The following is a 15552-nucleotide window of genomic DNA, read 5'->3' on the forward strand; positions in this document are numbered from 1 at the left end:
ATGTTGACAAACTATATTTAAAACATTTAATTTTATTTAACCAATTGTCCTTTTCTATGTAATATTTTTTTTGATTCCACTATCACAAGAACTATAGCTATAATAAATACAAGAATATCTGTAATAGGTAGACTATACCAAACTCCTATTCCACCCAAAAATTTTGCTAATGATAAAGCGAGTGGTATAAATAAAGCAATTTGCCTTAACATTATAATTAAACCTGCATTTCCTGCTTTTCCAATTGCTTGAAAGAATGTGACACTCATTATGAATATTCCTGATACCAAAAATCCTAAGTTTCCTAATTTAAAATATTCAAATCCATATTCTACAAGCATTGGATCTTTTGTAAACAAGCTTAAAATCCACTTTGGTGCTAATTGCATAGGAATCCAAAAAAACATACATAATACAGTTGATCCTATTAAAAATGCCTGCACACTTCTTTTTACTCTATCAAATTTTTTAGCTCCATAATTTATTCCTGCAATAGGCTGTAATCCTTGTGACATTCCCCAAATAGGAATAAATGCAAACATCATCACTCTCATAGTTATTCCCATAATAACTAATTGTTTATCATTTCCATAAATTGTTACCATTCTATATAAAATAGTTTGTTGTACTAAAGTCATAACCTGCATAAGCATTGCTGAAACTCCAACTGATAAAACCTGTGGAAGAATATCTTTTTTAAATGCAGGCTTTTTCAGCTTAACCATATCACTATGTTTTTTAAAATACATCAAAGTCATAATCATTTGTATAATTTGAGATAATACGGTTGCATATGCAGCCCCATTAATCCCTAAATTAAATCCCTTTATAAAAATTGGATCCAAAATGATATTAAGTATTGCACCAGTTCCCATAATAAGCATAGCTTCTTTCATCTTACCTTCTCCACGAATAATCATATTTGCACTTTGTGTGAAATTTACAAATAATGATCCCACAAAAATAATTCTTAAATAACTCCCAGCTAATGTAAATATATCTCCACTTAAACCTGTAATTCCTAATAAAGAATCTGTAAAAGTTACTCCTATAAATGTAACAATCAATGATAGTACAATATTACACATACTCATATTACTCATAATATCATCAATCTTTTTTGTATCTTTACTTCCAATTGCTCTAGATAATACAGAAGCCGAACCTATTCCTATCAAAACAGCAATTCCATTATTTATAAGTGTAAGTGGATAAGTAACTGACACAGCAGCTAACGCCTGCGGTCCAACAAATCTACCTACAAATATGGCATCCACAAAACTATATAAACCAATTACAAGCATTCCAATAATTGCAGGCACAGATAATTTAATCATTAATTTAAAAATACTATCATTTAATAACTGTTCTCTCTTTTCATTCATATGAAACTCTCCTTTCTCCATTCATTTCATGATTTAAATAACTAAGCTATCAGATCACCTGATAGCTTAGTTTTAAAATATCAGTTTTTCTGTTATATTGCCCAGCTCTTAGCTTTTTCCATTTCATGATACATATTATAGTACCTTTTCTTATTCTTCATTAAGTCCTTATGGGTTCCTCTTTCTTCTAAAGCCCCTTCATTTAAAACAATAATTTGATCTGCATCTTTAATGGTATTTAATCTATGGGCAATTACAATTACAGTTTTATTAGCCGTAAGCTTTTTAATAGATTTTCTAATTTCTAATTCATTATCTGCATCTAAAGAAGCAGTCGCTTCATCTAATAATATAATAGAAGCATCTTTAAGGATTGCTCTTGCTATAGATATTCTTTGTTTTTCTCCTCCAGATAAAGTTGTCCCGCCTTCACTTACTATTGTTTCATACTTATTTTCTAGCCTTTCTATAAATTCATGGCAATTGGCAAGCTTTGCCGCTTCTATGACTTCTTCCTCAGTTGCTTGTGGGTTTCCTAATTTAATGTTGTTATAGATGGTATCATTTAAAAGATATACATCTTGAAATACCATACTAATATGCTTTAGTAAATAGTCTGGATGAATATGTTTTATATCTTTTCCTCCTATTTTTATTACTCCTTCATGTATATCCCAAAATCTAGCTATAAGACTAGTAACTGTAGTTTTTCCTGAACCAGAAGGGCCTATGAGAGCTGTCATTGTTCCTTCCTTTGCCTCAAAGCTTAAATTGTTAATAATATTTTCTCCTTTTTCGTATTCGAAACTTACATTTTTAAACTCAATATTATAATGATCAAAATCTACATCTTCATATTTATAACTCATTTCTTTTGTATCATAGGTTTCCATTAACTTTTGTGCTGCTAATTTACAATATCTAAACATTCCATACTGAGCACCGAATGCTCTTAATACATTTGTAAGAGCTATATTAATAATAATAAAAGTTAATAATTCTTTTTTCCCGATACTTCCTATTCCAAACTTTGTAATAGAAATCATCAGTAATATTGGAAAACTTACATCTACAATAATTTGAAATATAAGGACAAAAGGTGCAATCGCCACTTCTGTTCTGATACTTTCTTTTCTTAAATCTCTAAAGGATTTTTCTAACCTTTCAAATTTTTCTCCTATTAAATTGTGAGCTCTAAACTCCTGTATACCATTTAGATACTCAACCATTCTTGAAATAACTTGATTCATTACATGTTTTTTATGCTTTCCTATAGCGCTTACCCTCTCTCCTCCCATAAATATAATAGGAATTGCAACAAGTACTACTATTAGCTGAATTGTTCCTAAAGAAACATCAATCAAAAACGTTATGGCAAGAAGATACACACTAAGAAAAATTGTTTTGATTAAATCACTTGTATTATGAGTCAATATCTTTTCAAAATCCTGTAAATCATTAGTCATAATATTAGATAACATTCCTATACTATTTTTATTAAAAAATCCTAAGTTTATATTTCTAATATGATCTCCTAGTGAAATACGCATTTTTTCAATAGCCCTAGCTCCTCTGGCTTGTATTCCTGTATATCCTTTTGAGTTTACAAACGCTCTAGCAATAAAAGCTACTACCATAACAAATGAATAGATCTTTATTTTTGAAAAACTTAAATTTTCATTCATTAAATCTAACAATACAAAATATAATACTGCATAAAAAAACATATGAAATAAGGTATCTAGTGTCAATAAAAAAATAGGTTTTTTAAGTTTTTTGCTGTCTTCACCCAATAATTTTCTTATATCCGCAAACATTTTAAGCACCCCTTTCCACTTTTAAAACTTCATAATCATATAGATCCCAAAGATGTCTATAGAGTCCTTGTTTATTCATAAGAAAATCATGAGTTCCCTCTTCTACAATTTCTCCTTCTTCTAATACTACGATTTTATCTGCATTTTTTATAGTATAAAGTCTATGAGCTATAATAATAGCCGTTTTGTCTTTTAATAAAGTCCTAAGTGCTTGTTGTATTTTACTTTCATTTTCTACATCTGAATAGGAAGTTACTTCATCTAAAATAACAATAGGACTATCTTTAAGAATTGCTCTTGCTATAGATATTCTTTGTTTTTCTCCCCCACTAAGTTTAATTCCCTCTTCTCCAAGCAATGTATTGTATCCATCAGGCAGACCCATTATAAAATCATGAATTTGTGCTTTTTTACTGGCTTCAATAATTTCTTCCATACTTTTATTTGAACCCATGCTTATATTTTCTGCTATGGTATCATGTAGCATAAAAACATTTTGAAATACAAAGGATACTTGATTCATTAAATCTTCCATTTTAATTTCTTTTATATTGACTCCATCAATTGTAATATTACCTTCTTCTATATCCCAAAATCTTCCGACTAATTGACCTAAAGTAGTTTTTCCTGAACCTGAAGGCCCTACTAGTGCTACAATATTCTTAGGCTCTATGGTTAAGGATAGATTTTTTATAACATCTTGTTTATCATATTTAAATGTAACATTATTAAATTCTATTTTTCCTTTTATTCTTCCATCTAACCTTTTGCTTCCTTTTACTTGCTGTTCTTGCTTCATAATATCTCTTACTTTACCAGCTCCTTCTAACAATAATGAAAATTGAGCCCCAAATTCCAATAATTGTTTAAAAGAAAGAAGAAAGTTTGAACTTAAAATTAAAAATATAATATAAGTAGAAACATTGATTGTTTGATTTAAAAACATAATTCCTCCAATAGGAACCATGAAGAAAAGTCCTGAATCAATAATCACCAAGAATATAGCATACCTTGAAGAATAGTCCATTGTCATTTCAATCCAATAGTCTGCATATTCTTTTGTAGTGTCTTTATAATTCTTAAAAGATTTTGCAGATAAATTAAAAGCTTTCATCACATTCATTCCGTTTATATATTGGATAATAGTAGAATTAAGCTTTTGAAGCAAAGTATGGTAATGTTTTGACATTACTTCCATATCTTTAAACATGGACATTTGAAGTCCAAAGCCTAAAATAATCGGAATAAATAAAACCAAAGCTAATTTCCAATTTAAATAGAAAAGATAAGAAATTACTACAATAGGAGTGACAACTGCTGAAGCTAAATCTGGAATTTGATGAGCTATAAAATTTTCCAGTTTTTCTACATCTTCATTAATTGTTTTTTTCACTTCTCCAATTGTATGTCCTGTAAAAAATCCCATATTCAATTTTGACATATGATTGATTGCCTTCATTCTAATCTCATAAAGTATTGTATATGCAGCAATATGTGAAAATACTCCAGATGCCAAAAATATCACCATTCTAACTGCTACCACCACACCTACCAGAATGGCCATAGATTTTATTTTTTCATAATTTACAGAAGTATTAAAAAGCTCTAATATGATATTGTACATTAAAATATATGGTGCAATTCCCAATATTGAGCTTATTACACTAAATATAGCCGCCATATATAATTTGATCTTTTCTTGACCAGATACTCTCAGTAAAAAACTCAAATTTGATTCTGTTTTCATTTTAATCTCCTCCTTCTATAAAATTTATTTATTGTAATCATTTCTTTATCTATTCATGCCTCCTCTCATACCATTTATAGTATAAATGATAATGATTATCATTTTCTACTCCAAAACAAACAAAAAAATGCTCCAAAAAATAAAAACCATTCTTTTGATTTTTATTTTATTTGAAGCATTTCATAAAAGGCCTATTCATTTTGAAAATAATTCTCATTGATTTTTACATTTTCTATATTGTAAAGGTGTCATATGATGATAATTTTTAAATAAGCTGGCAAATTTACTTGGATTCTCATAACCTACTTCATTTGTAATTTGTAAAATAGACATATTCGTATTTTCTAGTAAATACCTCGCCTTTTCTATTCTTACTTTTTTTATATACTCGTATACTGTATCTCCTGTAATATTTTTAAACCATTTTTGTAGTTTATATATACTTGTATTTAAAATCATAGCCAATTCTTTTACAGAAGGTACTTTATCAATATTTTTATGAATAATCTCTTTTGCCTGGCTTATTTTTTCATTTTCTTCACCATTTAAATATTTCATTTTTTCTTTTGATTTTTCTTCTAGGAAAGTAGTTAAAAACTCAATCGTTTTTAATTTAAGTTTCATATACCCCATCATATCATCTGTGGAAATATCATCTATTTGCTCTGCAATTTGCTTTAACTCATAGCTGGCTTTTTCTATGATTAATATATTTTCCTTAAATATACTATGAATATTTTTCTTCCAATCTAATATGACTTGATCTTCCCATATAGGATTGACTACATTTCTAATGGTATTAAAGTTTAGATGAATAGATATTGTTTTACAATTTTTATATATAAATTGAAAGTATTTCACATCATTTAATGTGGTATAGACAAAAATTTCACCCTCTTTTAATGTATATTCTTTCCCATCTGGAAATGATAAAACTTTATTATCTCCACTATAGCAATATCCTACCTCTAAAACATCCTCATTACGATATCTATTATCAAAATCCATTTTCATTTTATCAAGATTTAGTCTTGCCATCTCTAATCCTTCTTCTATTTTAAGGACTAAAAAATTTCCTATACCAAATTCTTCTCCTATAACATATTTTTTTCCCAACAATTCATCCCATGTTTTACAGCAATATTTATCTTCAATATATTTGTAATAATTATCTAATATACTTTTTTTCATTTCCATATTCAAAGTTTCCTCCTTTGATATTTACCTACTCTTTTTTATTTTGCCGTAATCATAAGAATGAATTATTTTAAAAACTAAATAACTTACATATTTTACCTTGCTCTTCATTTTATTTTGTCTATAAATATTATACATAATATTTCCATTTCGTGAAACTTTAAAATCCTATAAAACATGATTTTATTTCATTAATAGATAAACTACCAAAATATTTTTTTAGATCAATGCTTCTTAGAAAGTCTTCTATATATTCTTCTTCATATCTTATTCCTATCATCTTTTTTTCTATTTGTGATAAATCTAATAAACCTAAAAAATCACCATATATTCTACATTCATAAATAAGCCCATCTATAATATTTAAAAATACTTGTATCTTTCCTCCTTCAAACCGCTTTGAATTTTCATAATTAAACTCTGGTGATTTTCCATAGTTCCATTCCCAAGTCATATACTTTTCTTTCATTAATTTTTCAACTGCTTCAATATCTTTGGTCTGTAATTCATACTCTTTTATCATACTTTTATTAAACTGAAGTATATTTGTAATTAAAATATTTTTAAAATCTTCTATTGAAATATTTTTTTCTAAATGATCTTTTATATTAGTTACTCTACTTTTTATGGACTGTATCCCTTTTCCCATGATTTTATCATGATCTATACTTAATGCTTTTACTAAATTTTCTAGTTCAGAATCAAATAACAAAGTTCCATGATGCAAGAGTCTGTCTTTATAAAGATACTGAGAATTCCCAGATATCTTTTTTCCTCCTATTAAAATATCATTTCTTCCTGATAGTTGTGCATTCACTTTTAGTTTTCTTAAGGAATCAATGACTGGAATTGTAAAAGTCTTAAAATCTAGTAAAAACTTTTCCTCATACTTTGCTAGAAAAGTAAAGTTAATATTTCCCAAATCATGATAGACACTTCCTCCCCCTGAATTTCTTCTAACCACATGGATATTATTATTTTTAACAAAATCCATATTGATTTCATTTAAAGCATTTTGATGTTTTCCAATCACAATAGTAGGCTCATTTTGCCAAAGTATAAAATAATCTTCATCTATGTCCACATTTTTAAGAAGATATTCCTCTAGTGCTAAATTGAAGAAAGGATTTACAGATAAATTGATTAAAAATTTCATTTTTTCACCTCCAAAAATAGTAAAAGGGTCCTTTTATATCAACACTATCAAGTATACCCTAGCTATAAAGCTAGGGTATATTCCTTATTTATTAATCATATGAATAGCTTCTTTATTTACTGCGAGTACAGCTTCTTTCATAGCTTCTCCTATAGTGGGATGAGCATGTATCGTAGATGCAATCTCTGATAAGGTAGCTTCTAATCTTAACGCCAACGCTCCTTCTGTGATTAAATCTGTAGCTCTTAAGCCTAGTATATGTACTCCTAAAATTTCATCATACTTTTTATCCGCAATAATCTTTATCATTCCTAATGTTTCATTCATAATAAGAGATTTCCCATTTGCCCTTAAAGGGAATTTCCCTACTTTGTAATCTATTCCTTTTTCCTTAACCTGTTCTTCTGTAAGCCCCACAGATGCTAACTCAGGTTTTGTATATACACAAGAAGGAACTGTCTTATCATCCATCTTTACATTTTTATCCATTATATTTTCTGCAGCAACAATTCCTTGTTCTGATGCCACATGAGCTAACATATTTTTCCCAATACAATCTCCTATTGCATATATTTGTTCTACATTGGTTTGCATCTTATTATTTACAACAATACATCCCTTTTCTGTTCTTACACCTACTCTTTCTAAATTCAATCCATTTATATAAGGTTTTCTTCCAACAGCCATCAACACTTTCTGAGCATGTATTTTTAGTTGCTCATGTCCATTGGCAAAAATAACATTAAGACCTTCTGTATTTTCTTCTATTTTCATAACCTTACAGTTGTTATAAATTTTAATGCCTTCCTTTATTAGCTTTCCTTTCATCAATTCCGAAATTTCCCGGTCCACTGGAGGCAATATATATGGCATCATTTCAATAATCGTTACTTCACATCCAAAAGCATTATAAATACTTGCAAACTCTACACCTATAACTCCTCCACCAATAATCACTATACTTTTTGGTATATAATCTAAACTTAAAGCATCTGTACTATCTATGACTCCTTTGAGCTCTTTTCCTTCTATTGGAGGTACAAATGGTATAGAACCTGTAGATATAACAGCTTTATCAAATTCTACTTTTTCTACCTCTCCATCTTCTTTGATAACAGAAATCATATTATTTGATTCAAAACTTCCAATACCATTAATAACTTTTACTTTATTAAAAGCTAATAAACTTTTTACTCCTGAAACCAATGTATTGACTACAGTTTTTTTTCTATTTTGTAATTGATTCCAATTAACTTTAGTTTCCCCACTCACTTCAATTCCAAATTGATTGATATTTTTTATTTCATGAAACAATTCAGCACTGTGCAATAATACTTTAGTTGGTATACATCCTACATTTAAGCAAGTTCCTCCAAGAACAGATTTTTCAATAAGAGTTACTTGGCAACCTAATTGAGCTGCTCTGATTGCAGCTACATATCCTCCTGGTCCTCCACCTAAAACTGCTATTTTCATCTTTATCACCATCCTTATAGCATCAATATTTCTGGTTTTTCTATGAGTTCTTTGACTTTTTCAAGAAATTCTGCTGCTACTGCCCCATCTACAGCTCTATGATCTGCTGTAAGTGATAAATTCATTAAAGGTTTAATAACAACTTCTCCATTTTCGACGATGGGAGTTTCCTCTATTTTATTCACTCCAAGAATGGCAACTTCAGGTTGATTGATAATTGGTGAAAAAGACTCTATACCAAACATTCCTAAGTTTGTAATTGTAAAAGTTCCACCCTCCATATTATCCGAAGTCAATTCATTGGTTTTGGCTTTTGAAGCTAAATCTTTTACTTCATGTGAAATTTCTTGCAAACCTTTCCTTTGTGCATGTTTTATTACGGGTACTACTAAACCTCCATCTATAGCTACTGCCACACCAATATTCACATAATTTCTTAGAATTAATTCCTCACCAGCAACAGAGCAATTTACCAATGGAAATTGCATCAATGCTTTAGATACAATCTTTACTAAAAAATCTGTATATGTTACTTTACAAATATCTTTTAATGCATTTTTTACGCTTTTTAAATTGGTTATATCTGCTCTCATATTATAATTGACCACAGGTGCGATACTCCAACTTTCATACATTCTTGAAGCAATTATCTTTCTCATTTGAGTCATGGAAATCCGTTTCTCTTCAAATTTCTCTTCATAACCCATGCTTTTATTTACAAAAGCTAGAATATCTTCTTTCATAATTCTTCCATCTTTATTGATCTGAGATAAATCTACATTGAAATCTTTTGACATTTTTTCTGCTACAGGAGAAATTTTAGGTTTATTTTTTTGATTTTGAATAAATTCTTCTACATCTTTTAAAATAATTCTTCCTTCTGGCCCCGATCCAATCAAGCTTTTTATATCTATATTATTTTCTATTGCTAACTTTTTAGCAACAGGGGATATTTTTATCCTGTTTTTAGATTTATTTTCATTCTTTACAATCCTATCTTGTTCTTCGATTTTTCTTTCAGTATCTTCTACAGTCTCTTGTGTATTACATTCTTTTAGTAAAGAGGAAATATCCTCATCTATATCCGCAATAATAGCCACTGGTTTTAGACATTCTACAGAGTCTCCTTCTTTACTAAGAATTTTCCTTATGATTCCGCTTTCATTAGCTTCTATATCATTTGTCAACTTATCCGTTGATACTTCAAACAAGACTTCTCCAGCATTTATTGTGTCCCCTTCTTTTTTTAGCCACTTTCCAATAGTTCCTTCTTTCATAGTTAACCCTAGTTTGGGCATGACTACAATTTTTGCCATCCATAATCCCCCTATTCTTTAAATAAATTGTATGGAGGGGAGGATCCCCCTCATATTAAAACATTCCTTTAATGCCATTTATAATATCTTCTGTATTTGGAATCACAGTATTTTCAAGAATTGGTGCATATGGCATAGGTACATTTAATGCTCCTATTCTAACAACTGGTGCATCAAGATCATCAAAGCATTCTTCGCTAATCATTGCTGATATTTCTCCTCCATATCCTCCTCTTTTATGTTCTTCTGTAATAACAAGTACTTTATGGGTTTTTTCAACAGATGCAAATATAGTTTTTTTATCAAGTGGATATAAAGTTCTTGGATCTATGACTTCTACCGAAATTCCTTCTTTTGAAAGTCTTTCCGAAGCTTCCAAAGCATTATAAACCATTTTCCCAGTAGCTATTACAGTAACATCATTCCCCTCTCTTTGTACCTTTGCTACGCCTAAAGGTATAGGCTTTATATCATCAGATACCTCTGTACTTATTCCATATAACAATTTATGTTCAAAGAAAATAACAGGATTATCATCTTCTATAGAAGTCATCATAAGCCCTAATGCATCCTCAGGCGTAGATGGATACACTACCTTAAGTCCCGGCACATGAGTAAACCACGCTTCAAGGGATTGTGAATGTTGAGCAGATGCTTGTACTCCAGCTCCAATAGGCATTCTAATTACTAGCGGAAGATTTATTTTTCCACCAAACATATATCTCATTTTTGCTGCTTGATTTACGATCATATCCATAGCAACCGTTACAAAATCTCCAAACATCAATTCTGCAATTGGCCTTAATCCTGTAGCAGCCGAGCCTACCGCACAACCTACAATCGCTCCTTCAGATATAGGAGTATCTCTTACTCTTTTATCTCCATATTTATCATAAAGTCCTGCTGTAACACCAAAACAACCTCCAAAAGGACCTACATCTTCTCCTAAGATATATACATTTTCATTTTTCTTCATTTCATTTTCCATGCCCGTTTTGATTGCCTCTAAAAATGTCATTTTCATCTTACTCGAACCTCCTCTTTCATATCAGAATAAACATCTTCTACTACTGAATCTACAGATGGATACGGACTATTACTAGCGAATTCTACTGCATCTTCAATTTGAATGTCTATTTTTTCTTGAATATCTTTTAATTGATTTTCATTTAATATTTTCTTATCTAACATAAAGTTCTCCATTCTAGGGATAGGATCTTTTTGAAACCATTCTTCTTGTTCTTTAACTGGTTTATACGTTCCTGGATCTCCTTCAAAATGTCCTCTTTGTCTATAAGTTTTACACTCTATTAAAGTCGGTCCTTGCCCTTCTCTAGCTCTTTTTATAGCTTCGTTAGCAGCATCATAGACTGCAAACACATCATTTCCATCTACCGTAATACCAGGCATATTATATGAAATCGCTCTTTCTGATATATCTTTTATGGTCTGATGTCTACTTTGGTGTATAGATATTCCATATAAATTATTCTCACATACAAATATAACAGGCAGTTTCCAAAGGCTCGCCATATTTAAAGATTCATGAAAAGTTCCTTGATTGGTAGAAGCATCTCCAAAGAAACACACACAAACTTGCTTCGTCCCTCTATACTGTGCACTTAAAGCTGCGCCTACAGATATATTATGACCTGCACCTACTATACCATTTGCACCTAATATACCTTTTGTTGCATCGGCAATATGCATAGATCCCCCTTTTCCTTTACCATATCCTGTAGCTCTGCCAAAAAGCTCTGCCATCATAAATTTCAAATCTCCACCTTTAGCAAGTATATGTCCATGTCCTCTATGAGTACTTGTAATATAATCATCATCATTTAAGTTTGCACATACACCTGTTGCAACTGCTTCTTCACCTATATACAAGTGAACAAAACCTGGAATTTTCCCCTCTGAAAAAAAATTCATAGCTTTGGTTTCAAACTTTCTAATCTTTAACATGGTTTTATACATATCAATCACGTTCATATTGGATATAGCCAAACTCATTACCTCCCCTTATTTTTTATTCTATCCTTCACATCTTCAAACCTAAAAGTATAGAACACCCCCTATCAAATAAATGTTTAAACAATCTAATAACTCTAGAATTTCCAACCTCCTCTTGATTTTTCACGTTCTTGGATATATATTAAAGCAAAAGTTATACCAAAATAAATACTAGTAAAATAGCCATTTTGAAAAACTATTTTCCCAAAAAATCTCATTTAGAATCATTATGGGAAAAAAAGTACCAAAGTGGGAATTTATAAATAATTCTCACTTTGGTACTTTTCATAATTCATATTTCTTAATTTTTCTATATAATGTAGATTTTCCAATACCTATCATTTTACTTGCATCCACTACATTTCCATTGCACTTCTTTAATGAATCAATAATCAATTTTTTCTCAATCTCTTCTAATATATTAGATTTTGAATGACAAACTGGCAAAATATCAGAATTGTAATTTGCATTTTCTTTTATATTTTTGCTAATATAGTCTGGAATTAATGTAGAAGATATGATGCTATTCTTCGATAGATAATAGGCTCTTTGAACCATATTTTCTAATTCTCTCACATTCCCAGGCCAATGATAATTTATAATAGATTGAATAAAATTTTCATCTATTTTTTTTGGACATCTTGGATTTTTTTGATTTAACTTATCTAAAAAAAATTCCGTACAAAGTACAATATCTTCACGTCTTTCTCTCAGCGGAAGCAACTTTAGATTAAATACATTCAATCTATAATATAGATCACTTCTAAAATTATTGGTCTGAATCTCTTGATACAAATTTCTATTTGTAGCTGCAATCACTCTCACATCTAAATTTCTTTCGTATGTTCCCCCAATCCTTGTTACTGTATGATTGTCTAAAATTCTAAGTAGCTTTGATTGCATTTCAAGGGGTAGCTCACCAATTTCATCTAGAAAGATTGTTCCTTTATTTGCTAGCTCAAACTTGCCTGGCTGTCCCTCCTTCAAAGCTCCTGTAAAAGAACCTTTTTCATAGCCAAAAAGTTCACTTTCTACTAAATCTTTTGGTAATGCTGCACAATTAATGGCAACAAAAGGTCCATTTTGTCTCTTGCTTTCATTATGAATAGCATGTGCAAATAGTTCTTTTCCAGTTCCACTTTCCCCTGTAATCAATACAGAACATTCATTTTCAGCAATATTCTTTGCTTCTTCTACTATATTTTTCATTTTAAAATTATCCGTTATAATATCCTCAAAAGTATATCTTGAAGAAAAACCAGCTATTTTATTGACTGCATGTCTGAAACTATCGACTTTTTTTGCAACAATGACAAAACCTATATATTTTTCCCCTTTTTGAACTGGAGTAACGTTTATATTACATTCTACTCTATGATGATCTACATATAAACTTACTTCTCTATACCAAATAATATTGCTTTTATTAAAATTACAAATATCCTTTATAATATCATTTAATAAAACTTTTATATCTAATGTATAAATCTCTTCTTTTTTAACCTTTAATATTTCACACATTTTTAAATTAAAATCTTTTACAATAAAATTACTGTCTATAATCAATATTCCGTCTTCTATAGATTCAAAGGCCACTTTTACCCATTTTCTATGTTCCGCTATTAAAAATTGCTCTTGTATTGAATTAGCAGCTTCAACGACTATTCCAAGGGTATGGGAGTGATATCCATGAAAATCTCCAGACAAATCAATGGCTCCAATAATTTTTCCATTATTATCATGTATAGGTGCGGCAGAACAAGTCCATCCATGTTGTTTTTTTCCATAATGTTCTGCTCCTAAAGTTTGAATTGGTTGATCTAGATAAATACATGTTCCAATGGCATTTGTTCCCACATTTTCCTCTGTCCACTGACAGCCCTTTAAAAAATATAAATGAGTATTTCTCTCCATAATTGTTTTATTTCCAATCACTTCAAGAATTACTGCATTTTCATCTGTCAAGATAATGGAATAATTTGATTCTTTCACTACATTATATAAACTTAACATAATAGGTTTTGCTATTTCAATGAGCTCTTTTTTATTTTGAAGGATTTGATCAAATTCTTCTTTTTCTATCTCTTTGCCACTTCCTTCATATGGATCAACTTTGTAATTCTTACACCGAATCCAAGAGTCTAATATCTCTCTTCTTATATTTTTTGGAATTTGATTTTTTTTCACAAAATTTTCCCACTGTTCTTCCATATTAGGAATACCTAGCAAAATCCATCACCTCCCAAGCATTTAAAAGTTAGATTACATTTGAAATATTACACCTATTCTCTTGTGTTAAGTAACATCTTATACTAGTAAAAACTATTTTTCAATTCAATTTAGAAAAGTAAAAATTTTTTCTTATCACAAATTCTACATTCAATACTATAAAATGAATGATTTTAACAGCTTCACATATAATAATACTGTCATATAATTTATGAATTTCTAAATATAAGGAGGATTCTTATGACTCAAAAAACACGAAAAGGTATTGTGGGGAAAAAAACACCGACTACAGAAAATAGACAAGATGTAGGAATAGGTATAAGCTTTACTGATCAGCACATCTCCAATTCCAAAGAGATTGAAGCTGTAATTGAAAAGAAAAAACAAGATTTAAAATAGCAATAAAAAACCTGAAGATCAATCTTCAGGTTTTAATCATTACTTTACATTTTTAATTTTATTAAATGATTGTAATATTTTCAGCTTGAGGACCTTTAGCTCCTTCAACAACATCAAAAGATACGTTTTGTCCTTCTTCTAAAGTTTTGAATCCTTCTTTGTTGATTTGTGAGAAGTGAGCAAATACGTCATTTCCTTCTTCTGTTGTAATAAATCCAAATCCTTTGTCTGCGTTAAACCATTTTACTGTACCTGTCATGTTTTCTTACCTCCGAAATTTTTATTCCTTTAATTCTTTGTAAATATAAGTTATCCATAAAAATTTCGAAATCTATGCTTAAAATATGCTTCATTTTAGATCGATCGAAAAATTTTCTTACAATAAATTATTTACTTTGGAATTAAGGTTCTCTTTAAGAATATACTAATTTCAAAATAAGTCAAGGCTTTTTTTAAAAAAAATTTTATTGTACTAAAATCTTTCATATTTACTCACTCTAAAAAAGCTTATTTTCTATGATTGTACACACTTGGTCAAATAGTTGAGAATCCTCAATTTTCATTTCTCTTTCTCTTAAAAATCTCATTAATTCTATTGGAACATATTCCTTTGATCTTACATCTACAGATACAATAAATTCATTGATTAATATTAATACGGAAATATCATTCATATCACTAATTAATTTCATCTATCATGATGCCTCCTATAATTTCTGTGTTATTCTATATATTCTATTTTTATTATAAATACCCTTCTTTTTATAAATTAGTATGAATTTTTATAATAAAAACTACTCCTTTTTGATATGCTCCC

13 protein-coding genes are annotated in these 15552 nt (G+C 29.5%); 1 reads left to right on the forward strand and 12 read right to left on the reverse strand.

Features of this window, described 5'->3' with window-relative positions; genetic code table 11:
- Positions 1 to 32 precede the first annotated feature (32 nt).
- From BN2409_RS14005 to BN2409_RS14050, 10 genes are all read right to left on the reverse strand, one after another.
- Positions 33 to 1385, reverse strand: a complete 1353-nt coding sequence (locus BN2409_RS14005; protein ID WP_053957232.1) for an MATE family efflux transporter — start codon at positions 1383 to 1385, stop codon at positions 33 to 35.
- Positions 1386 to 1477: 92 nt separating this feature from the next.
- Positions 1478 to 3202 carry an ABC transporter ATP-binding protein gene (locus BN2409_RS14010; protein ID WP_053957233.1) on the reverse strand — a complete coding sequence of 575 codons (1725 nt, stop codon included), beginning with the start codon at positions 3200 to 3202 and terminating at the stop codon, positions 1478 to 1480.
- Position 3203: 1 nt separating this feature from the next.
- Positions 3204 to 4949 carry an ABC transporter ATP-binding protein gene (locus tag BN2409_RS14015; protein WP_053957234.1) on the reverse strand — a complete coding sequence of 582 codons (1746 nt, stop codon included), beginning with the start codon at positions 4947 to 4949 and terminating at the stop codon, positions 3204 to 3206.
- Positions 4950 to 5162: 213 nt separating this feature from the next.
- Positions 5163 to 6146, reverse strand: coding sequence for a helix-turn-helix domain-containing protein (locus BN2409_RS14020; protein WP_053957235.1), 984 nt, complete (start codon positions 6144 to 6146; stop codon positions 5163 to 5165).
- A gap of 160 nt (positions 6147 to 6306) precedes the next feature.
- Complete coding sequence (locus BN2409_RS14025) at positions 6307 to 7302, reverse strand: lipoate--protein ligase (RefSeq protein WP_053957236.1); 996 nt, start codon at positions 7300 to 7302, stop codon at positions 6307 to 6309.
- A gap of 84 nt (positions 7303 to 7386) precedes the next feature.
- Positions 7387 to 8778 carry a dihydrolipoyl dehydrogenase gene (gene lpdA, locus BN2409_RS14030; RefSeq protein WP_053957237.1) on the reverse strand — a complete coding sequence of 464 codons (1392 nt, stop codon included), beginning with the start codon at positions 8776 to 8778 and terminating at the stop codon, positions 7387 to 7389.
- Positions 8779 to 8792: 14 nt separating this feature from the next.
- The gene (locus BN2409_RS14035) at positions 8793 to 10094 is read right to left on the reverse strand and encodes a dihydrolipoamide acetyltransferase family protein (RefSeq protein WP_053957238.1); all 1302 of its coding nucleotides are present in this window, start codon (positions 10092 to 10094) and stop codon (positions 8793 to 8795) included.
- Between the two features lie 55 nt (positions 10095 to 10149).
- On the reverse strand, positions 10150 to 11118 hold the full coding sequence (locus tag BN2409_RS14040) for an alpha-ketoacid dehydrogenase subunit beta (RefSeq protein WP_053957239.1): 969 nt from the start codon (positions 11116 to 11118) through the stop codon (positions 10150 to 10152).
- A complete protein-coding gene (pdhA, locus tag BN2409_RS14045; protein WP_330375469.1) occupies positions 11115 to 12101 on the reverse strand; it encodes a pyruvate dehydrogenase (acetyl-transferring) E1 component subunit alpha in 987 nt (328 codons plus the stop codon). The genes BN2409_RS14040 and pdhA overlap by 4 nt, the downstream gene beginning before the upstream one ends.
- Before the next feature lie 291 nt (positions 12102 to 12392).
- Positions 12393 to 14336, reverse strand: a complete 1944-nt coding sequence (locus BN2409_RS14050) for a sigma-54-dependent Fis family transcriptional regulator (protein ID WP_110943150.1) — start codon at positions 14334 to 14336, stop codon at positions 12393 to 12395.
- 240 nt (positions 14337 to 14576) lie between these two features.
- On the opposite strand from BN2409_RS14050, the gene BN2409_RS17340 reads away from it, so the two are divergent.
- A complete protein-coding gene (locus tag BN2409_RS17340; protein WP_199873042.1) occupies positions 14577 to 14735 on the forward strand; it encodes a hypothetical protein in 159 nt (52 codons plus the stop codon).
- 61 nt (positions 14736 to 14796) lie between these two features.
- Here BN2409_RS17340 and BN2409_RS14055 read toward each other — a convergent pair whose 3' ends face one another.
- Positions 14797 to 14994, reverse strand: coding sequence for a cold shock domain-containing protein (locus BN2409_RS14055; RefSeq protein ID WP_053957241.1), 198 nt, complete (start codon positions 14992 to 14994; stop codon positions 14797 to 14799).
- Between the two features lie 238 nt (positions 14995 to 15232).
- Positions 15233 to 15427 carry a hypothetical protein gene (locus tag BN2409_RS14060; RefSeq protein WP_053957242.1) on the reverse strand — a complete coding sequence of 65 codons (195 nt, stop codon included), beginning with the start codon at positions 15425 to 15427 and terminating at the stop codon, positions 15233 to 15235.
- Between the last annotated feature and the right edge of the window lie 125 nt (positions 15428 to 15552).

The organism is Inediibacterium massiliense (assembly GCF_001282725.1).
Taxonomy (GTDB): Bacteria; Bacillota; Clostridia; order Peptostreptococcales; family Thermotaleaceae; genus Anaerophilus; species Anaerophilus massiliensis.

Bases quoted from the DNA above. Each gene is read 5' to 3' on its own strand.
- BN2409_RS14005 (WP_053957232.1), bottom strand. From the start codon at position 1,385: ATGAATGAAAAGAGAGAACAGTTATTAAATGATAGTATTTTTAAATTA.
- BN2409_RS14010 (WP_053957233.1), bottom strand. From the start codon at position 3,202: ATGTTTGCGGATATAAGAAAATTATTGGGTGAAGACAGCAAAAAACTT.
- BN2409_RS14015 (WP_053957234.1), bottom strand. From the start codon at position 4,949: ATGAAAACAGAATCAAATTTGAGTTTTTTACTGAGAGTATCTGGTCAA.
- BN2409_RS14020 (WP_053957235.1), bottom strand. From the start codon at position 6,146: ATGGAAATGAAAAAAAGTATATTAGATAATTATTACAAATATATTGAA.
- BN2409_RS14025 (WP_053957236.1), bottom strand. From the start codon at position 7,302: ATGAAATTTTTAATCAATTTATCTGTAAATCCTTTCTTCAATTTAGCA.
- lpdA (WP_053957237.1), bottom strand. From the start codon at position 8,778: ATGAAAATAGCAGTTTTAGGTGGAGGACCAGGAGGATATGTAGCTGCA.
- BN2409_RS14035 (WP_053957238.1), bottom strand. From the start codon at position 10,094: ATGGCAAAAATTGTAGTCATGCCCAAACTAGGGTTAACTATGAAAGAA.
- BN2409_RS14040 (WP_053957239.1), bottom strand. From the start codon at position 11,118: ATGAAAATGACATTTTTAGAGGCAATCAAAACGGGCATGGAAAATGAA.
- BN2409_RS17340 (WP_199873042.1), top strand. From the start codon at position 14,577: ATGACTCAAAAAACACGAAAAGGTATTGTGGGGAAAAAAACACCGACT.
- BN2409_RS14055 (WP_053957241.1), bottom strand. From the start codon at position 14,994: ATGACAGGTACAGTAAAATGGTTTAACGCAGACAAAGGATTTGGATTT.
- BN2409_RS14060 (WP_053957242.1), bottom strand. From the start codon at position 15,427: ATGAAATTAATTAGTGATATGAATGATATTTCCGTATTAATATTAATC.